Annotated in this window: 16 protein-coding genes and 2 tRNA genes; 6 read left to right on the top strand and 12 right to left on the bottom strand. The window is 70.7% G+C overall.

Translation table 11 applies throughout. From position 1 onward, the window contains the following. The first annotated feature begins 67 nt into the window (after positions 1-67). Positions 68-1,096, top strand: coding sequence for a glycoside hydrolase family 6 protein (locus tag CTZ28_RS07890; RefSeq protein WP_121888546.1), 1,029 nt, complete (start codon positions 68-70; stop codon positions 1,094-1,096). Between the two features lie 137 nt (positions 1,097-1,233). On the opposite strand, the gene glxA is transcribed toward CTZ28_RS07890, so the two are convergent. The 4 genes from glxA to CTZ28_RS07910 all read right to left on the bottom strand — a co-directional run bounded on the left by glxA (position 1,234) and on the right by CTZ28_RS07910 (position 6,366). After that, positions 1,234-3,171 carry a radical copper oxidase GlxA gene (gene glxA, locus CTZ28_RS07895; RefSeq protein WP_121888547.1) on the bottom strand — a complete coding sequence of 646 codons (1,938 nt, stop codon included), beginning with the start codon at positions 3,169-3,171 and terminating at the stop codon, positions 1,234-1,236. After that, complete coding sequence (locus CTZ28_RS07900) at positions 3,168-5,156, bottom strand: glycosyltransferase family 2 protein (protein WP_121888548.1); 1,989 nt, start codon at positions 5,154-5,156, stop codon at positions 3,168-3,170. Before CTZ28_RS07900 ends, glxA begins: the two co-directional genes overlap by 4 nt. 313 nt (positions 5,157-5,469) lie before the next feature. Further along, positions 5,470-6,192: a FadR/GntR family transcriptional regulator gene (locus tag CTZ28_RS07905; RefSeq protein ID WP_121888549.1), complete on the bottom strand. Its 723-nt coding sequence runs from the start codon at positions 6,190-6,192 to the stop codon at positions 5,470-5,472. Between the two features lie 97 nt (positions 6,193-6,289). Further along, positions 6,290-6,366 (bottom strand) — tRNA-Lys (locus tag CTZ28_RS07910). 185 nt (positions 6,367-6,551) lie between these two features. On the opposite strand from CTZ28_RS07910, the gene CTZ28_RS07915 reads away from it, so the two are divergent. From CTZ28_RS07915 to CTZ28_RS07930, 4 genes are all read left to right on the top strand, one after another. Further along, complete coding sequence (locus CTZ28_RS07915; protein WP_121888550.1) at positions 6,552-7,850, top strand: peptidoglycan-binding protein; 1,299 nt, start codon at positions 6,552-6,554, stop codon at positions 7,848-7,850. Positions 7,851-7,911: 61 nt separating this feature from the next. Then, complete coding sequence (locus tag CTZ28_RS07920; protein WP_121888551.1) at positions 7,912-9,033, top strand: SPFH domain-containing protein; 1,122 nt, start codon at positions 7,912-7,914, stop codon at positions 9,031-9,033. 97 nt (positions 9,034-9,130) lie between these two features. After that, positions 9,131-9,736, top strand: a complete 606-nt coding sequence (locus tag CTZ28_RS07925; protein ID WP_121888552.1) for a lytic polysaccharide monooxygenase auxiliary activity family 9 protein — start codon at positions 9,131-9,133, stop codon at positions 9,734-9,736. 111 nt (positions 9,737-9,847) lie between these two features. Beyond that, on the top strand, positions 9,848-11,506 hold the full coding sequence (locus CTZ28_RS07930) for an AMP-binding protein (RefSeq protein ID WP_121888553.1): 1,659 nt from the start codon (positions 9,848-9,850) through the stop codon (positions 11,504-11,506). Here CTZ28_RS07930 and CTZ28_RS07935 read toward each other — a convergent pair. From CTZ28_RS07935 to ehuB, 6 genes are all read right to left on the bottom strand, one after another. Continuing rightward, positions 11,472-11,545, bottom strand: a tRNA-Lys gene (locus tag CTZ28_RS07935). The genes CTZ28_RS07930 and CTZ28_RS07935 overlap by 35 nt on opposite strands. 114 nt (positions 11,546-11,659) lie before the next feature. Next, positions 11,660-12,418, bottom strand: a complete 759-nt coding sequence (locus tag CTZ28_RS07940) for an IclR family transcriptional regulator (protein ID WP_121888554.1) — start codon at positions 12,416-12,418, stop codon at positions 11,660-11,662. Between the two features lie 225 nt (positions 12,419-12,643). Further along, entirely contained in the window at positions 12,644-13,363 is a 720-nt protein-coding gene (locus tag CTZ28_RS07945) for an amino acid ABC transporter ATP-binding protein (RefSeq protein WP_121888555.1), read from the bottom strand. Positions 13,364-13,415: 52 nt separating this feature from the next. After that, positions 13,416-14,066: an ectoine/hydroxyectoine ABC transporter permease subunit EhuD gene (ehuD, locus tag CTZ28_RS07950; protein ID WP_121888556.1), complete on the bottom strand. Its 651-nt coding sequence runs from the start codon at positions 14,064-14,066 to the stop codon at positions 13,416-13,418. After that, on the bottom strand, positions 14,063-14,791 hold the full coding sequence (gene ehuC / locus CTZ28_RS07955) for an ectoine/hydroxyectoine ABC transporter permease subunit EhuC (RefSeq protein WP_121888557.1): 729 nt from the start codon (positions 14,789-14,791) through the stop codon (positions 14,063-14,065). The genes ehuD and ehuC overlap by 4 nt, the downstream gene beginning before the upstream one ends. After that, a complete protein-coding gene (ehuB, locus tag CTZ28_RS07960; RefSeq protein WP_121888558.1) occupies positions 14,788-15,705 on the bottom strand; it encodes an ectoine/hydroxyectoine ABC transporter substrate-binding protein EhuB in 918 nt (305 codons plus the stop codon). The genes ehuC and ehuB overlap by 4 nt, the downstream gene beginning before the upstream one ends. A gap of 47 nt (positions 15,706-15,752) precedes the next feature. On the opposite strand from ehuB, the gene CTZ28_RS07965 reads away from it, so the two are divergent. Next, complete coding sequence (locus CTZ28_RS07965; protein WP_383085068.1) at positions 15,753-16,259, top strand: DUF3830 family protein; 507 nt, start codon at positions 15,753-15,755, stop codon at positions 16,257-16,259. Here CTZ28_RS07965 and CTZ28_RS07970 read toward each other — a convergent pair. Both CTZ28_RS07970 and CTZ28_RS07975 read right to left on the bottom strand, forming a co-directional pair. Continuing rightward, on the bottom strand, positions 16,240-17,628 hold the full coding sequence (locus tag CTZ28_RS07970) for an amidase (protein ID WP_121888560.1): 1,389 nt from the start codon (positions 17,626-17,628) through the stop codon (positions 16,240-16,242). The two genes, CTZ28_RS07965 and CTZ28_RS07970, sit on opposite strands and share 20 nt — an antisense overlap. Positions 17,629-17,642: 14 nt before the next feature. Beyond that, positions 17,643-18,590 carry a D-2-hydroxyacid dehydrogenase gene (locus CTZ28_RS07975; RefSeq protein WP_121888561.1) on the bottom strand — a complete coding sequence of 316 codons (948 nt, stop codon included), beginning with the start codon at positions 18,588-18,590 and terminating at the stop codon, positions 17,643-17,645. Positions 18,591-18,605 lie beyond the last annotated feature (15 nt).

Raw genomic sequence — 18,605 nt, forward strand, 5'->3', positions numbered from 1 at the left:
CGGCCTCGTGACCGGCACGGCGGGTATGCCACGATTGAGCCTCGGAAGAGTGCACCCAGGGGGTTGGATGTACGTCAGCAGGGGGGTCCCGGCTTCGGCACGGGCACGGGCGTCCGCGGCGGTGCTGGGGGCGGCGCTCCTGGTCACCGGATGCTCCTCGTCGGACGACGGGAAGGAACCGGGCGACGCGGGCGCCCGGATCACCCAACAGCCCAAGGGCGCCGACCCGTTCTGGGTGAACCCGGACGGGACCGCGGCCCGCCAGGTCGCCGCCTACGAGAAGGACGGCAAGGACGCCGAGGCCGACCAGATCAGAAAGATCGCCGAACAGCCGACGGCGGAGTGGATCGGCACGGAGAACCCGGAGCGGGAGGCGCGCGGCTTCACCGAGGCCGCCGACGAGTCCGACCGTACGGCGCTGCTCGTCCTCTACAACATCCCGCACCGCGACTGCGGCCAGTACTCACAGGGCGGGGCCGCTGACGGCGACGCCTACCGTGCCTGGATCGACGGTGTCGCCCGGGGCATCGGCGACCGGCCGGCGATGGTGGTCCTGGAGCCGGACGCCGTGCTCCACCTGGTCAACGGCTGCGCCCCGGACGAGCTCCACGAGGAGCGCTACGACCTGCTCAAGGGCGCCGTCGCCAAGCTCAAGTCCCTGAAGAACACCAAGGTGTACCTGGACGCGGGCAACGCCGGCTGGGGCCACCCCGACCAGATCTTCGAGCCGCTCCGATGGGCCGGCGTCGACCGGGCGGACGGCTTCGCCGTCAACGTCTCCAACTTCTACTCCACCGAGGAGTCCCTCGCCTACGGCAAGCAGCTCTCGGCGAAGGTCGGCGACAAGCACTTCGTCATCGACACCAGCCGCAACGGCAACGGCCCCTACACGGGCGGCAGTCCGGACGAACGCTGGTGCAACCCGCCGGGCCGGGCGCTGGGCGAGCCGCCGACGACGAAGACGGCGGCCCCTCTGGTGGACGCCTACCTGTGGGTCAAACGCCCGGGAGAGTCGGACGGCGAATGCAAGGGAGGCCCCAAGGCAGGAGCCTGGTGGCCCACCTACGCCCTGAACCTGGCAAGAGCTTCCAACTGACGTAGGCCCGAGCCCCGAAGGGGCGCGGGGAACTGTGCGACCAGCCACAGCGCTCCCGCACCCAAAGTCGGACCCGCGGGAGCGCCACGGCACCCAGAGTCAGACCCGCACCGCCCGCTGCCCAAGCCAGCGCAGCGCTACGGTACGTGCACCCACTGCGCCTCCGAGGGCGTCCCCTGGGCGTCGTCCACGAACAGCATGTACCACCCGGACTGCACCAGGTTCCGGCCCTTCGGCACGGTCACCGTGATCTTGTCCCCGGACGTGGTGAAGTCCAGCGCGACGGACCGCTGGTCGATGTCCGTCACATGGGTGGTGGCGCTGGGCCGGATCAGCCGGACCTTCTTGATCGTCGAGGCTTGCCCGGAGGTGAAGGTCCCCGAGGCGCCGCGGGCGATCGTCTGCGGCCCGCCGGACAGCGAGGGCCGTGAGTCCCGGTAGAGATACGGCGGCGTGTAGATCTCGATGCGCTGCTCGAACTTCCCCGGCTTGGTGTTCGCCTTGTCCGCGTACAGCGAGTCGGACCCGAAGAACATCACCCGCCCGTCGGGCAGCAGGATCGAACCGGAGTGGTAGTTGCGGCCCACCAGCGGGTCGGCGACCTGGGTGAAGCTGTTGCTGTCCGGGTGGTAGATCCGCGCCTGGTGGATGTTGGAGTCGCTGCGCCCCCGGTAGTCCTCCGAACCGCCCGACACCAGCACGGTGTCGTCGGGCAGGACCGAGGACTGCGGATAGCGGGTGCCCTTCTCCAGCGACGGCCCGTCCTTGAACGTCGGGTTCGCGGCCTTCAGATCGATCAGCCGGGTCTTCTTGCTGGCCACCTTGGACTCACCGACCCCGCCGCCACCGATCACCAGGTACTTCTCGTCCTGCGCGGGCGGCAGCAGCACCGTGCCGGAGGTCTCCATCAGGTCCGCGTCGCTCATCCCGGGCAGCTTGGTGAACTTGTTGGTGTCCACGTCCCAGATGCCGGGGTCGCGGCCCACGTCGTCGGGGCCGTAGCCCGCGTTGGAGCCGGAGTAGAAGATCTTCCCGTTCTCCATCAGGAACAGGGCCGGATAGGTGGGGAACTGCCGGATCTTCTCGGTGTACGTCCACTTCTTGGTCTTCGGGTCGAAGATCTCGTTCTTGCCCGGGACCAGCTGCCCGATGTCGTCGAGACCGGAGACGCTGAGGATCTTGCCGTCGCTGAGCGTGGTCAGCGTCGGGTACCAGCGGGCCTCGTTCATCGGGTCGACCTTGATGTACTTCTCGGCGACCGGGTCGAACTCGAAGGCGTCCCGGATCCCCTGGAAGTCCTTCTTGTCGAGGGCGAGCTTCTGCGCGATGCCGTACGTGTTGCGCGCGTCGGCGCCGGTCAGCCCCTGGATCCGGTAGTTGTCCTGGGTGCCGGTCTCGTACTGGGTGCCGCTCTGCTTCGCCTCTACGTAGATCCGGCCGAGCCCCGGGTCGTTGCGCAGGAAGGCGCCGGTCGCCTGGTCGAAGACCTTCTTCGCGCGCGGCACCAGGACCGGGTCCTTCGACACGAAGGTCTTGCCGTTGTCCTTGCCGGTGAACTTGGTGCCCGCGGGCAGCGTGATCGGCTTGTCGGGGTTCTCGTTGTGCACGACCATCAGGCCGCCGGCCTTGGTGACGTCGCCCTTGAGCTTCTCGTACCGCTTGGTCCCGCCGGCGATGAGCAGATTGCCGTCGGCCAGCTGGGTGTGGCCGGTGCAGAACAGGTCGTTGGGCGTGGGCACCTTCTTGATCGTGCCCTTGACCGGGTCCCAGATGCGGGTGTCGAACTTCTTCGCGTCGAAGTTCTCCTGGTCGTTGCCCGAGCCCGCTATCAGCAGCACCTTGCCGGTGCGCAGGAGCGCCGCGTGGATGGTGTGCTGGCGGTACTCCTCGGGGAACTCGATGATGTCCCACTTGCCGTTGGCGGCCTTGTACTCGGGTCTGTCGATCTTGTACTGGTGGTATTTCTCGGTCCCGAAGCGGTACAGCCACGGCCCGTTCATCCCGGCCAGCGCGAGCACCACCGCCGTGCCTATCGCGAGTCGACGAGCACGGCGGCGACCGGCACTGTCGTTCATTCCTTACGTCCCCCAAGTCCGCCCAGGGCGATTTGCATGGTCTGCTCGTTGGTCCCGTTCGAGGCGGCCCAGGTGGGCCGCTGCTGCGGCGCGTGCGGCGCAGCCGTCGTGTCCTGCGGCTCGTGGCCGGCCGCCGCGGTGTCCGATGCCGTGACGGCCGACGCCGTGTCCTGCGGGTCGGCCGCGGGCCGCTTGCGCTCCTGCCGGAGCATGTACCGCCAGGCGAAGACCGGCGCCGCGGTGATCAGCATGGCGAAGACGGCCCAGGTGATCATCGCCGGGTGGGAGTGTCCGAAGACGAAGCCGGCGGTGAGCGACCCGCCGAAGACCAGGATGAAGAACCAGTGGATCCGGAACGTCCCGAACAGCGTGTCGGGGCTGGCCGACTCGCCCTTGGGTGTCACCACGAACTTGCTCTTGCGGCGCAGCACGGCGTCCATCAGCGAGCGGGCGTAGATCGGCGCGGACAGCGCGGACATCACCATACCGGCGACACCGCCTGAGCCCTCCGGCTCGTGCGGCGAGACATTGTGCCGGCGGTTCCAGATGTACAGGCCGATCTGGAGCGCGGAGGCGTTGCCGTAGAGCATCAGCCACACCGTCGGGTCGATGTTCACACCCGAGGCGCCCAGGCCCAGGAACAGCGCGCAACTCAGCGCCGCCAGGATCCAGTTGAGGGCGGACATCGGATAGAAGATGATCATCATGGTGTAGTTGAAGAGCTTGCCGGGCGGCAGCGAGAAGAAGCCCTTCCAGTACTGCTTGAGGATCGTCTCGTAGGTGCCCCGCGACCAGCGCAGCTGCTGGGTGAAGAAGTCGGTCCAGGCGTTCGGGCCCTCGCCGACCGCGAGCACGTCCGGCGTGTACACCGACTTCCACTTCCGGCCGGTGGCCGGGTTCTTGGCGCGGTGCATCTCGAAGCCGGTGGCCATGTCCTCGGTGATCGAGTCGTACAGGCCGCCGATCTGCTTGATCGCCCTGATGCGTACGGCGTTCGACGTGCCCACGAACATCGGGGCGCCGTACCGGTTGCCGGCGCGCTGGATCAGCGCGTGGAAGAGGAACTGCTGCGACTCGGCGGCCTTGGTGACGAAGGTGTCGTAGTTGCCGTACACCTGCGGGCCGATGACGAAGCCGACGTCCGGGTCGCGGAAGTAACCCAGCATCCGCTCCAGGTAGTTGGGCAGCGGCACATGGTCGGTGTCGACCGAGGCGAAGAAGTCGTACTCGTTGCCGTGCGCCTCGAGCCAGGCGTTGTAGTTGCCGTGCTTGGTCCTGGCGCGGTGCGGGCCCTTGGGCCGGTTCCACTTCTCGACGCCCTTGCGGGAGAAGTGGTGGACGCCGAGCCGGGCGCAGACCTCCTTGACCTCCGGGTCGTCACCCTCGTCGAGCAGCCAGATGTGCAGCAGGCCCCGGTGGCGCAGCCGGACGGCCGCCTCCAGGGTCTTGGTCACCATCTCCAGCGGCTCCTTGCCGGGCACGAAGGAGGTCAGGAAGGCGACTTTGGTGCCGGTCTCGGGAACCACCGGGACGGGGTCGCGGGCGACCAGCGTGGCGTGCGCGTTCGACAGGACGTTCATACAGCGGAAGAGTTCGATCAGTCCGATCGAGACCAGCATCACGATGTCGAGCGCGGGCAGGAAGCCGTAGGCGGGGTAGTCGCGTTCGGTCCAGTGCTCGGGCTGGAGCAGCCAGGCCAGCAGGACCAGCGAGAGCAGCGGGGCCGCGCCGAGCATGAGCGCGGCGCGTATGCGGTGCGGCTCCTGCGAGAGCAGCGAGCGGTACTGCACCCGGTACGGCTTGCCGGGGTCGGGCTGGGTGAGGGGGCCCGCCAGCCGGCTGTAGTGCTCGTAGTCGTATCTCGGCAGGTTCTTCTTGATCCGGCGGAAGGTCCCCGTGTTGCCGGTGCGGTGCCCAGGCACCCTGAGCTGTGTGGTCTGTGACGGGTCGAAGTTCTGCCGGGCGCCCGTCGGCGTCGACGTCATGAGTCATCCCCCCACACGCGGAACACCGCGTGTCAGTCGGTTCCTTGTGCCCGTTCGGGTCCCCCGTGACCTTCACGGCGCCAGTGGTGGGTCACAGTCACCACGTCTTCCACACCTTATCGACATGGAACCGCGACGTTCCGGTTGCAGGGTGCCCCCCGCGGCATCCGCCTATGTGACGGGTCCCCTCTCCCCGTCGTTCCGGCAACCGGTTCCCCTGCCCCCCAAGTGCCGCATATCGGCGACAGCTTGAACATCCAGGTTTCTACGGTGCTCAGCATGATCGCAAGATGCGAAACGGGGTGTTTGCCGGTCATACGCGCTCATTGTGGTGCGTGTGGGGATCCTGTGGGCGCGTCATGACAGCGTCGGACAGTCGGGCGCGGATATTGCCGAAGTGGTCTCTTATGGCCTTCTCCGCCCGTATGGAATCGCCGGACCGTACCGCGTCCAGGATCTCCCGGTGCCGGCGGCCGGTGACCCGCGGCTCCTCCGCCACCTCCACCAGATCCCGCTGTACGCGGTGGAAGGCGTCCCAGAACGCCTCCAGCACCTCGCTCAGCAGGACGTTGTCCAGCCCCCGGTAGAGCATGGCGTGAAACGCTCGGTCGGTCTCGGTGAGGCCGGCGCCCTGCGCGGCCCGCTCTTCCATGCGGTCGACGAGCGCCGCCAGTTCGGTCAGGTCGGCCTCGGGGAGCCGCCCGGCCAGCCGGGAGACCAGTCCCGCCTCCATGGCCTCGCGCAGTTCGAGCAGCTGGAGCAGGGAGTCCTCGCCCCGGTGATGTCCGGCGAGGGTGCGGAAGGCGAGGCCCTCGACCATCGGGGCGAGGGACATCGGGCCGACGTAGGTGCCGAAGCCGTGCCGGATCTCCACGATGCCCATCGCCTGGAGGGCCTTCAGCGCCTCCCGTACCGAGTTCCGGCTCGCGCCGAGGAACTCCATCAGCTCGGGCTCGGTCGGCAGCGGCGCCCCGGAGGGCAGCCGTCGGTCGACGATGAGCTTCTTGATCCGCTCCTGTAGGTCTCGGGCTGCCATGGCCAGAGCGTATCCGGCCAAACATCGACGCAGGCGCGCAGTAACAATGATGGCGAGCATGATCCGTATTTCCTACGGACGTAGCTCGCCATCGTCATGGTGCGCCGCCAGGGACTCGAACCCCGGACCCGCTGATTAAGAGTCAGCTGCTCTAACCAACTGAGCTAGCGGCGCCTGCTGACACGAGAACTCTACCTGACCTCGGGGTGTGCTCCCGACCGCCGGCGGGCGGCGCAAGGGAGTCCGCCAAGAGTACGTACATCATTCGGACCGTCAACATGCGCGCGGCGATGACAGTTGACAAACTGACCAACGTGCACAGAAGCGGACATTTCACACCGGAATGTGAGGGGGATCGCATGGCGACTCCGGTATTCGAGGAATTCGATCCCGTGAGCGACTGCGATTGTCCCGGATGCATTCACTGGCGGCGGGTGAGCCCGAGGGCGCTGCCCGGACGGTTCGGCGGGCACCCGGCCGCCCGGGGGGCCCTGGTCGTGGCCGCCGCCACGTCCGCCCTCGCCGCGAGCCACGCGGTGCCCGCCCTCGCCGCCCCGTTCGCTCCGGCCGCCCCGCACCGGCCGGGCCTTCCGGCGGCCCCCGAACCCGACACCCCGCAGGGCAGCGAGGCCCCGCTGCACGGTCCGGGCGGCAAGCCCACCGGATCGGCCCAGCGCACGGTCACCCGAACGGAGATCATCAACCGGGCCAAGACCTGGGTCGCCGCCCAGGTGCCGTACAGCATGACGTCGTACTGGTCCGACGGTTACCGCCAGGACTGCTCGGGCTTCGTCTCGATGGCCTGGCAGCTGCCGGGCAACGAGTGGACCGGCAGCCTCGCGAAGTTCGGTGTGAAGATCAAGAAAGAGGATCTGCAACCCGGTGACATTCTGCTCTTCCACAACCCCACCGACCCGCAGAAGGGCTCGCACGTCGTCATCTTCGGAGGCTGGACGGACTACACGCACACCTACTACACGGCCTACGAGCAGACGGCCCCGCGCACTCGCCGGCAGGCCACGCCGTACGCCTATTGGAGCAACTCCGACAAGTACGTCCCCTACCGCTACAAGGGACTCACCACCGGGGCGGCGGGCGCCGCGGCGGCCACTGCGGTCAAGGCCGGGCCGTTCCCGGGGGCGGCCTATTTCGGACCCGGCGCGAACAACAAGTACGTCACCCGGCTGGGCGAGATGCTGGTCGCCCGTGGCGGCCGGGCCTACTACACCCAGGGGCCGACGCCGCGCTGGTCGGACGCGGACCGGCGGGCGACCCAGGCCTTCCAGCGGGCCCAGGGCTGGAGCGGCGCGGACGCGGACGGCCTGCCGGGACCGCGAACCTGGGAGCTGCTGGTGACCGGGAAGGGCAAGAGCATCCGGGCCGGCAAGGCCGGCCCGCCCGCGCCCGCCTCGCACGGCGTGACCGGCTACCCCGGCCGCGGCATGTTCCGTCCGGGTGCGAACAACGCGTACATCACCCAGTTGGGGCAACAGCTGGTCAAAAAGGGATACGGCCGCTTCTACAGCACCGGGCCGGGACCCCGCTGGGGCGAGGCGGACCGGCGGGCCGTCGAGGCCTTCCAGCGCGCCCAGGGCTGGCGGGGCGGCGCGGCGGACGGCTACCCGGGGCCGGAGACCTGGCGGCGGCTGTTCGCCTAGGCCATCCCGTTCCTGTCACTTATCTGTCATGACGCATCTGGCGCGGAGGCTGGAGGCACGCATGAGCGCAACGACGTCACATACGCCCGAGTCGGAGGGACCCGTGGAGGGGCCGTCCCGTCCGACCCGGTTGATCCAGAACGAGTCGACCACCGAGATCCCCGTCCATCTGTTGTTCCGCGACGATCCCCATCCGGTGGCGGTGCCGCTCAAGCCCGCGGTGGTGGCCCGCCGGCAGGGCACCGGCGAGCAGCCGCGGCTCAGACGGCCGGGGCCGGTGCAGGCCCGGAGAGTGCCCGAGGTGGACCCCCTGCTGGTGGAGCGGTCGGCGCGGGTGCTGCCCGGGGCCGTGGGGGTGCTCGCCGGTCTGGGCGGGGCCGCCGGGTGCGTGGCCACCTCCTGGTGGGCGGGGGTGCTGCCGCAACTGGCGGTGCAGGCGCTGCGGCTGCCCGGACACGTGGGCGCCGGTCTGGGCCCGGCCCAGTGGGCGGCGTACGCGGGGGCCGGGGCGCTCGGCGTGCTGGGCTTCGGCGGGCTCGCCCGGGGTGCGACCGGCCGGGCCTGGGTGCTCGGTCTGTTCGGCCGTTACCGGGGCACCGTGCGGCGCACGGGCCTCATGTGGGTGAACCCGCTGCTGCGGCGGCGCCGGGTCGATGTGCGGCTGCGGCACTGGCGTGGCAAGCCGATGCCGGCCGCCGACGCCAACGGGGTCGCGCTCAGGGTGGTGGTCCTCGTGGTGTGGCGGGTGCGGGACACCGCGCGGGCCGTGCTCGGCGTGGAGGACCACGAGTCGTATCTGCGGGAATGCGTGGAGGCGGCGCTGGCCCGGGTGCCGGTGGACATGCCGGGCGGGGCGCCGGGGGCCGCGGAGGCGGCGGGGGAGGCGCTGACCCGGCTGGTGGCGGCGGACACGGCGGGCATCGGGCTCGAGGTGTTCTCGGTGCAGCCGGTACGGGCCGAGTATGCGCCCGAGATCGCCGCGGCCATGCACCGCCGCCGGATCGCCGCGCTCGACGCGCAGCAACGTTCCTCCATGCTCAGCTCGGTGGTGGACTCGGTGGAGGACACGGTGACCCGGCTGACCGTGCGCGGGCTGGTCGAACTCGACGACTACGAGCGCAAGATGCTGGTGCGGGACCTGACGGTCGCCTTCTGCTCGGGCCGTACGGAGTCCGCCCCGTGATTGGTATGGACATGCTCAATCGGCGGTCATAATCTGAGACTTGGTCTAGACCTGCACGGCTCAGTGAACTTCCCCCACGTTCTCCAGGAGCGGCAGCATGCGCACACAGACCAAGTTGTCCGCCGTCGTGGTGGGTCTGGCCACCGCCGGAGCCCTTGCGCTCTCCTCCGGCGGGGCCAGCGGCCACGGCTACACGGACCTCCCCGTCAGCAGGCAGAAGCTCTGCCAGAACGGAACCGTGGCCAACTGCGGCGACATCCAGTGGGAGCCGCAGAGCGTCGAGGGCCCCAAGGGCTTCCCGGCCGCCGGTCCCGCCGACGGCCAGCTCTGCAACGGCGGGCTGAGCCGGTTCGCCCAGCTCAGCTCGCCGACCACGCCGTCCGGCGGGGCCTGGCCGACCACCCAGGTGAGCGGCGGCCAGAGCTACACCTTCCGCTGGCAGTTCACCGCGCGGCACGCCACGACGGACTTCCGGTACTACGTCACCAAGCAGGGCTGGAACCAGAACCACGCCCTGTCCCGCGCGGACCTCACCACCACGCCGTTCCTCACGGTCCCCTACAACAACCAGCAGCCGCCGGCCACGCTCTCGCACAGCGGCACCCTGCCGAGCGGCCTGAGCGGACATCACGTCATCCTCGCGGTCTGGACGATCGCCGACACGGGCAACGCGTTCTACGCCTGCTCCGACGTCACGTTCTGACCTCGTCCGGCTGAGGCCCGTGTGCGCCGGCGCAGCGGCGCCCGGCGTGCACGGGCCGCCCGGGCTTGCACCTCTCCACATCTGACGCTGCGTCAGCTAGCCTGCGCGCCCATGGAGTCCATCAGGCGCACAGTGGCGGAGCTGGTGGCCGCGCGGTGGGGGGACCGGCGGCCGGGGCTGTGGTTCGAGGAGCGGGTGCTGAGCCACCATGAGGTCGCGGCCGGCGCCGCCGCCCGCGCGGCCCTCCTGGCCGACCTGCTGCCGGCCGGAGCCGAACCGCACGTCGGGGTGCTGCTCGACAACACCCCGGAGTTCCCGCTGTGGCTGGGCGCCGCCGCCCTCGCGGGCGCCGCGGTCGCCGGGATCAACCCCACCCGCAGGGGCCCCGAACTGGCCCGCGACATCCGGCACACCGAGTGCCCGCTGCTGGTCACCGAGCGGTCCCAGCTGCCGCTCCTCGACGGCCTCGACCTGCCCGGCGTACGGCTGCTGATCACCGACGCCCCGGACTACGCCGAGCTGCTCGCCCCCTACGCCGACGCCGTGCCCGACCCCTCCCGGGCCACCCCGGGCGACCGCATTCTGCTCTGCTTCACCTCCGGCTCCACCGGCGCCCCCAAGGCCGCGCTCTGCTCGCAGGGACGGCTGGCCGCCGCCGGCCGCTCCCTCGTCGAGCAGTTCGGCCTCGGCCCCGACGGCGTGCACTACGTCTGCATGCCCCTGTTCCACGGCAACGCGGTGATCGCCGACTGGGCGCCCGCGCTGACGGCCGGCGCCGGGGTGGCACTGCGCCGAAGGTTCTCCGCGTCGGGCTTCCTGCCGGACGTACGCCGGTTCCGGGCGACGTACTTCACCTACGTCGGGCGGGCCGTGCAGTACGTGCTGGCCACCGAGGCGCGCCCGGACGACGCGGACAACCCGCTGCGGCTGGGCTTCGGCACCGAGGCGGGGGCGGTGGACGCGGTGCGGTTCGAGCGGCGGTTCGGGGTGCGGCTGGTGGAGGGGTACGGCTCCTCGGAGGGCGGCGCGGCGGTGCAGTGGACGCCCGGTACCCCCGCCGGGGCGGTGGGGCGCGGGGCGCCCGGGCTGGCCGTGCTCGACCCGGAGAGCGGCGCGGAGTGCCCGCCCGCCCGCTTCGACGGGGCCGGCCGGCTGCTCAACGGTGACATGGCGATAGGCGAGCTGGTCAACCGGGGGCCGAACCCCTTCGAGGGGTACTGGCGCAATGCGGCGGCGGAGGCCGAGCGGCGGCGACGGGGCGGCTGGTACTGGACCGGGGACCTGTTCTGCCGCGACGCCGACGGTTACCTCTACTTCGCGGGCCGCGGCGACGACCGGCTGCGGGTCGACGGCGAGAACCTGGCCGCCGCGATGATCGAGAACATCCTCGCCCGGTATCCGGGCGCCGCCGCCGTCGCCGTCTACGCGGTGCCGGACCCGGTCACCGGCGACCAGGTGATGGCGGCGATCGCGGGGACCTTCGACCCGGCGGACTTCGCCGCCTTCCTCGCCGCCCAGCCCGACCTCGGGACGAAGATGGCGCCCCGGTTCGTCCGGCTGGTGGAGCGGATGCCGGTCACCGCCACCAACAAGATCCACCGGGCGGGGCTGCGCCGGGAGGGGCCGCGGTGCGCCGATCCGGTGTGGTGGCGGCCGCCGGGCGAGCGGGCGTACCGGCGACTGACCGCGGAGGACGCCGAAGGGCCCCTCGTCTCCACGAGAGGCCCTTCACCGGTGCGCCGCCAGGGACTCGAACCCCGGACCCGCTGATTAAGAGTCAGCTGCTCTAACCAACTGAGCTAGCGGCGCATGACTCCCGCCGTCCGCTTCCCGCGGTCGGCGACGGAGAAAATACTACCCGGTCCGCGAGGGTGCTCCGGACCTCTCGGGGCCCCGCGCCCGCGGTGTGGTCCATACCACCGGCTAGATCGCCAGTGACAGCAGTACCGGTGCCGCGTTGCGGTTCAGGGTGTTCGCGGCCTGCCGCAGCCGGTGCGCGTGCTCCACCGGAAGCGACAGCGCCAGACAGCCCACCGAGGAGCCCGCCGTGATCGGCACCGCCGCGCACACCGTGCCGACCGCGTACTCCTGGAGGTCCAGCACGGGCACCGTGGGCGGCTGGGACTCCAGGCGGGACAGCAGCAGCCGGTCGCTGGTGATGGTGCGCGAGGTGAGGCGGGCCATCCGGTGCCGGGAGAGGTGGTCGCGGCGGGCGTTGTGGTCGAGCTGGGTCAGCAGGCTCTTGCCGACCGCCGTCGCGTGCGCGGAGGAGCGGAAGTCGACCCACTCGTTGACCGCGGGCGTGGCCGGGCTGTCGGCGTACTGGGTGACCTTCACCTCGCCGTCGACGTACCGGCTCAGATAGACGGCCGCGCCGACCGAGTCCCGCAGCCGGACCAGCATGAGCTGGAGCTTGTCGCGCAGCGCCTGCTCCCGGTCGTGCGTGGAGCCGAGCCGGCGCAGCGCCTCCCCGGTGACGTACGCGCCGTCGGTGACCTGTTCGACGTATCCCTCGCGGCGCAGCATCCGCAGCAGCGCGGTCAGCCGCTCGGGGCCCAGGCGGATCCGGCGGGCGAGTTCGGTGTCGGTGATGCCGGTGGTGTTCCGTGCCACCGTCTCCAGGACGCGCAGGGCGTCCTGGGCGGAGTGGTACGGGGCGGTCGGCTCGTGCGTCAGCGCCACGGTGGTCCCCCCTGCACTCGCTCTCTGGGCCGCAATCCGGACAGCGGATCGCTTCCACGATAACCGGCAGGAGTCCGGTGCGGAGGAGGTGTCGGTGAGATCACGGGGCCCTCAACTGGGACGTCGGCACTCTGACATATGCCTATGTCACACCCCGGCGAGTGACCTGCTGTGTTGACACCCTCACGTGGTGCAATTGCACCGCCACGGCGAAAAAAAATTCGGTCACAGGACCGCACCGAGGAACTCCCGCGTACGGTCGTGCTCCGGAGCGCTGAAGATCTTCTCCGGCGGCCCCGCCTCGATGATCCGGCCGGCGTCGAACATCAGGACCTGGTCGGAGATGTCCCGGGCGAAGTTCATCTCGTGGGTCACGGCCAGAATCGTGATGTCCGTGCTGCGGGCGATGTCCCGCAGCAGGTCCAGGACGCCCGCGACCAGCTCGGGGTCGAGCGCGGAGGTCACCTCGTCGAGCAGCAGCACCTGCGGCCGCATGGCCAGCGCCCGCGCGATCGCCACCCGCTGCTGCTGGCCGCCGGACAGCTGGGACGGGCGCATGCCGCACTTGTCGCCGAGCCCGACCAGCTCCAGCAGCTCGCGGGCGCGCGCCTCCGCCTCGTCCCGGTCCAGGCCGAGCACGGTGACCGGGGCCTCCGTGATGTTCCGCAGCACCGTCATGTTCGGGAACAGGTTGAACTGCTGGAACACCATCCCGATCTTCTTGCGGACCTCGCGGACCTCCTTCTCGGTGGCCGGGAACAGCCGCTGCCCGTCCACCGTGATCGTGCCCTCGTCCGGCTCGGCCAGCGTCATCAGCAGCCGCAGGATCGTGGTCTTGCCGGAGCCGGACGGGCCGATCAGGGTGACATGCCGGCCCGTCCGCACGGACAGGTCGAGTCCGTCCAGGACCGTGTGCTCCCCGAACCGCTTGGTCACCCCCGCCATGTGGATCAGCCGGGCCGGACGGTCCTCGGCTGCGGCCGGCTGCTTACTGGTCTCAACGGACAAGACGACGCTCCAGGGTGCGCAGAAGGAGGGAGGCGAGAAAGGAGATGACGATGAAGGCCACGCCGATCACCGTCACCGGCTCGGTGAACTGGAAGTGCTGCTGGGAGAAGAGCCGCGCCCGGCCCAGCATCTCCAGGACGGTGATCGTCATCAGGATGGGCGTGTCCTTGAGCATCGAGATGGCGTAGTTGCCGAGCGGCGGCACCACCCGGCGGACCGCCTGCGGCAGGATCACCGCGGTCCAGGTGCGGCGCACCGACAGGCTCAGCGCCGTCGCGGCCTCCCACTGACCGACGGGCACCGCCTCGATGCCGGCCCGGTAGACCTGCATCGTGTACGTCGAGTAGTGCAGCCCGATCGCGATGATGCCGGTGGTCAGCGCGGAGAAGGCCAGGCCCCACTCGGGCAGCACGTAGAAGAGGAAGAACAGCTGCACCAGCAGCGGGGTGTTGCGGACGAACTCCGTCACCACCCCCACCGGCCAGCGCACCCAGCGGGTGGGGGTCCGCATCAGCAGCGCCCAGACCAGGCCCAGGCTGAAGGAGAGCAGCGAGCCGAGCGCCAGCGCCTGCAAGGTGACCAGCAGGCCGTCCCAGAAGTGCGGCATGAAGTCGCCGACGGCGTTCCAGTCCCAGGTCATGCCGCACCACCGCCCGCGGCGCCCACGCCGGTCGTCTGCGCGCGCTTGGCCGCACGCGCGGTCCGCTCCGTCCCGGGGTCCCTGCCGATCCCGGCCTTCAGCCGCTTCTCCAGCGCCCGCATCAGCCGGGTGATCACGAAGGCGATCACGAAGTAGATCAGCAGGACGTAGGTGTAGACCTCGGCGCTCTCCTGGAGCGCCAGCCGCACCAGGTTGGCGCTGAACGCCAGATCGCCCATGCCCATGACGGACACCAGCGCGGTGCCCTTGAGCAGTTCGATCACCAGGTTGCAGAACGACGGGATCATCTCCGGCACCGCCTGGGGCAGCAGGATCAGCCGCAGCCGCTGCCAGGGCGTGAAGCCGAGGGCGATGCCGCCCTCCTTCTGCGCCGCGTCGACCGCGTTCAGCGCCCCCCGAACGATCTCCGAGCCGTATGCGCCGTAGGTGAGCCCGAGCGCCAGCGTGCCCGCCCACATCGGCACCAGCTGCCAGCCGAAGGCGATCGGCAGCACGAAGAACACCCAGAAGATCATCACGAGTGCCGAGGTGCCGCGGAACACCTCGGTGTAGAAACCGGCGACGAAGCGGACGGTGCGCAGCCGGTGGGTGCGCGCGATGCCGACGACGAAGGAGACCGCCGCGGCCAGCAGCGCGCTGAGGACCAGGAGCTGGACCGTGGTCCAGACCCCCTTGAGCACGAGTTCCCAGAGCCCGGTGGTCATCCGCCGCACAGCTCCTTCGCGGTGAGGTCGGTCATCTCGGCCTTCGTGAAGCCGAACGGCCGCAGGATGCGGAACAGCTCACCGCTCTTCTTCAGCTTGCGCAGCTCGGTGTTGAAGGCGTCCCGGAGCCTCGTCTCCGTGGGCCGGAAGGCGAACGCGCCCCCGTCCACGTGCGGTCTGCCGTCGACGAGCGGGGCGAAGGCCGCGGTGGCCTCCGCCTTGGCGGACTTCTTCACCACCTCACGGGCGGTCAGGGCGGTCCCGGCGAACACGTCGACGCGTCCGGCCTCGACCGCGTTCAGCCCGGCCACCTGATCCGGGACGATCAGGATGTCGCTCTCCTCGTACCCGGCCTCGACCGCGTACTGGATCTCGGCATAACCGGTCCCGGTGGCGAACCTGGCCTTCTTGGCGACGACGTCCTCGTAGTCGTGCAGCCCTTTCGGATTGCCCTTGCGCACGATGAAGGAATCGAGCATCTGGTAGTCGGGGTCGGCGAAGATCACCTGTGCGCAGCGGTCGGGGTTCACATACATTCCGGCGGCCACGACGTCGAACTGCTGCGAATTCAGTCCGGGGATCAGCGAGCCGAACTCGGTCGGCACCGGCTGCACGGTGTCCACGCCGAGCCGCTTGAAGACGGCTTTCGCCAACTCCGGTGCCTCACCGGTCAGCCGGCCGTCCTTGTCGATGTACCCGAAGGGTATTTCGCCCGCGATCCCGAGCCGTACGACACCCTGCGCCCGCAACCGGTCCAGCAGGTCGCCGCCGTTCGTCGCGGACGCCGTGGGCACGCGTGAGCAGCCCGCAGCGCCCAGCGCGCCGAGGGCCGCGACACCCGCGAGCACCGCCCGCCGGCTGTGTCTGTGCCTGTACCCGGTTGTGTGTACGCCGTTCCCAAGTGGTGGAGCCATGGCCGCGCGGCTACCCGGGACCACACGAGTTATGCACCATGGATTCCATGACGGATTCCACGACCGCCCGATTTCTGGAAATCTCGCTGGTCAAGCGGGAAGTACGGTGCACGGCCCGGCTCCTGGACGACCGTGCTCCGATCACCTGCACCGCCGTGTGGGACGCCCTGCCGCTGTCCGGTGACGTCTATCACGCCAAGTACGCGCGCAATGAGATCTACGCCCTCTTCCCGCCCCTGGCGGCATACGAACCGCCCCTGGAGAATCCGACGGTCACCCCGATTCCCGGGGACCTCTGCTATTTCTCCTTCGCCGGCGCGGAACTGGGCACGCGCGCCTACGGCTACGACCGCGAGGTCCGCCCCGGGACCACCGTGGTGGACCTCGCCCTGTTCTACGAGCGCAACAACCTGCTGCTCAACGGCGATGTGGGCTGGGTGCCCGGCATCGTCTGGGGCCAGGTCGTCGACGGTCTCGACCGGATGGCCGAGGCGTGCAACGACCTGTGGCGGTCCGGGGCGGCGGGGGAGACGCTCAGCTTCCGCCGCGCGTGAGCCCGGCCGCGTACAGCGTATGGGCGGCGCGCAGCACCAGAGCGTCCCGGTGCCGGGCCGCGGTCAGCTGCAGACCGATCGGCAGCCCCGCCTCGTCCGTCCCCACGGGAACGGTCGCGGCCGGCTGCTGGGTGAGGTTGAACGGGTACGTGAACGGCGTCCACCCCGTCCAGCGCCGGTGGCCCGAGCTTCTCGGCACCTCCTCGCCCGCCTCGAACGCCGTGATCGGCAGGGTCGGCGTGACCAGCAGGTCGTACGTCTCGTGGAAGCGGCCCAGGCGCCGGCCGAGATCCATGCGGACGTCCACCGCGGCCAGGTAGTCCAGCGCGCCGAACCGGGCGCCCGCCTCGCAGATCTCCCGCAGCCCGGGGTCGAGCAGCGCCCGCCGGCCCGGCGGGAGGTGCTGCACCACCCGGGCGGCGCCGCTGAACCACAGGGTGTGGAAGGCGTCCACCGGGTCGGCGAGGTCGGGATCGGTCTCCTCGACGTACGCGCCCAGCTCCGCCAGCCCCGCCACCGCCCGCCGCACCGCCGCCGCGACCGCCGGACGCACCGCCACCTGACCGCCCAGCGACGGCGAGTACGCCACCCGCAGCCCGCGCACGCCTCCGCCGAGGGCCGCCACGAAGGAGCCGGACGGCGCGGGCAGCGCCGACCAGTCCCGGGCGTCGGGCCGGCCGATGACGTCCAGCAGCAGTGCCGCGTCCGCCGCGTCCCGGGTCATCGGGCCCACATGGGACAGCGTGCCGAAGGCGCTCGGCGGATACAGCGGCACCCGGCCGTACGTCGGCTTCAGCCCGAAGATCCCGCAGAACGCCGCCGGGATGCGGACGCTGCCGCCGCCGTCCGTGCCCAGTGACAGCGGGCCCGCGCCGAGCGCCACCGCCGCCGCGCTGCCGCCGCTGGAGCCGCCCGCGGTGCGGGCCGGGTCGTGCGGGTTGCGGGTCACCCCGGTCAGGGGCGAGTCGGTCACGCCCTTCCAGCCGAACTCGGGTGTCGTCGTCTTGCCGATGAAGACCGCGCCCTGCTCGCGCAGCCGGGCCACCGACGGCGCGTCCTCGGCCCACGCGCCGTCCGCCGCCACGGTCCGCGAACCGCGCAGGGTCGGATGGCCGCGCAGCAGAAGGATGTCCTTGACCGTCACCGGCACGCCGTCGACCAGCCCCGCCGGCTCCCCGCGCCGCCACCGCCCGGCCGACTCCCGGGCCTGCTCCAGCGCCTCGTCCGCAAGGAGCCGGACAAAGGCGTTCACCTCCGGCTGGATCCGCGCCGCCCGCTCCAGCGCGGCGGCGGTGACCTCCACGGGGCTGAACTCGCCCGTGCGGTAGCCGTCGAGGAGTTGTACGGCGGTCAGGTCGGTCAGCTCCATGCGCCCTCCCGGGGTCAGCGACCCGGCACGTATCCGCGCTTCTTGTCGACCACGTTCACCAGGGGTCTGCCCGCCGCCCATCGCTCGTACAACTCGACGAACTGGTTGCCGAGTTCATCCCGCCAGCCGACCGTGTCGCCGCTCATGTGCGGGGAGACGATCAGCCCGGGCAGCCGCCACAGCGGGCTGTCCGGGGCGAGCGGCTCGGTGGCGAACACGTCCAGGGCCGCGCCCGCGATCCAGCGCTTGGACAGCGCCTCGACGAGCGCGTCCTCGACGACCAGCTGCCCGCGGCCCACGTTGATGAAGTGCGCCGAGGGCTGCATCACGCCGAACCGGCGGGCGTCGAACATGCCGCGCGTCTGCTCGGTCAGCGGTGCCGCCGCGATCACCCAGTCGGCCCGCGACATCAGCCGGTCCAGGTCGTCCGGGCCGTGTATGCCGGTGCGCGGGACGCGGCCGACGACCGCGGGCGTCACCTCCAGCGCCTTGAGGGTGCGGGCGATGGTCCGGCCGATGGGCCCGGAGCCGACCACGCACGCGCGCGTGCCGGCCAGCCGCCGGGCCTCGCGGTGCCGCCAGGTGCGCTGCCGCTGGAGGTCCAGGGTGCGCGGGAGGTCCTTGGCGATCGCCAGCACGAGCGCGGCCACGTACTCGGCGATGGGCCGGTCGAAGATCCCGCGCGCGTTGGTCACCACGGTGTCCGAGCCGGCCAGCTCCGGGCACATCAGATGGTCGACGCCAGCGCTCGCCGTGTGCACCCAGCGCGGGCGCGGGCCGCCGCCCGGCCACGCGTCGCGGACCGCGCGCGAGGCGAAGTCCCACACCAGCAGGACGTCCGCCGTCGGCAGCAGACCGGCCAGCGTGCGCTCGTCCGCGTGCACGACACGGGCGCGGCCGGTGAGCCGGCCGAGACGGGGCAGGGGGTCGGCGTCGAGGACGAGGAGCGTCGGGACGGGCATCGGCAAACCGTTCCT

Origin of the sequence: Streptomyces shenzhenensis (assembly GCF_003688995.1) — a bacterium.
Classification (GTDB): Bacteria; Actinomycetota; Actinomycetes; order Streptomycetales; family Streptomycetaceae; genus Streptomyces; species Streptomyces shenzhenensis_A.

Bases quoted from the DNA above. Each gene is read 5' to 3' on its own strand.
- CTZ28_RS07890 (WP_121888546.1), top strand. From the start codon at position 68: ATGTACGTCAGCAGGGGGGTCCCGGCTTCGGCACGGGCACGGGCGTCC.
- glxA (WP_121888547.1), bottom strand. From the start codon at position 3,171: ATGAACGACAGTGCCGGTCGCCGCCGTGCTCGTCGACTCGCGATAGGC.
- CTZ28_RS07900 (WP_121888548.1), bottom strand. From the start codon at position 5,156: ATGACGTCGACGCCGACGGGCGCCCGGCAGAACTTCGACCCGTCACAG.
- CTZ28_RS07905 (WP_121888549.1), bottom strand. From the start codon at position 6,192: ATGGCAGCCCGAGACCTACAGGAGCGGATCAAGAAGCTCATCGTCGAC.
- CTZ28_RS07915 (WP_121888550.1), top strand. From the start codon at position 6,552: ATGGCGACTCCGGTATTCGAGGAATTCGATCCCGTGAGCGACTGCGAT.
- CTZ28_RS07920 (WP_121888551.1), top strand. From the start codon at position 7,912: ATGAGCGCAACGACGTCACATACGCCCGAGTCGGAGGGACCCGTGGAG.
- CTZ28_RS07925 (WP_121888552.1), top strand. From the start codon at position 9,131: ATGCGCACACAGACCAAGTTGTCCGCCGTCGTGGTGGGTCTGGCCACC.
- CTZ28_RS07930 (WP_121888553.1), top strand. From the start codon at position 9,848: ATGGAGTCCATCAGGCGCACAGTGGCGGAGCTGGTGGCCGCGCGGTGG.
- CTZ28_RS07945 (WP_121888555.1), bottom strand. From the start codon at position 13,363: ATGGCGGGGGTGACCAAGCGGTTCGGGGAGCACACGGTCCTGGACGGA.
- ehuD (WP_121888556.1), bottom strand. From the start codon at position 14,066: ATGACCTGGGACTGGAACGCCGTCGGCGACTTCATGCCGCACTTCTGG.
- ehuC (WP_121888557.1), bottom strand. From the start codon at position 14,791: ATGACCACCGGGCTCTGGGAACTCGTGCTCAAGGGGGTCTGGACCACG.
- ehuB (WP_121888558.1), bottom strand. From the start codon at position 15,705: ATGGCTCCACCACTTGGGAACGGCGTACACACAACCGGGTACAGGCAC.
- CTZ28_RS07965 (WP_383085068.1), top strand. From the start codon at position 15,753: ATGACGGATTCCACGACCGCCCGATTTCTGGAAATCTCGCTGGTCAAG.
- CTZ28_RS07970 (WP_121888560.1), bottom strand. From the start codon at position 17,628: ATGGAGCTGACCGACCTGACCGCCGTACAACTCCTCGACGGCTACCGC.
- CTZ28_RS07975 (WP_121888561.1), bottom strand. From the start codon at position 18,590: ATGCCCGTCCCGACGCTCCTCGTCCTCGACGCCGACCCCCTGCCCCGT.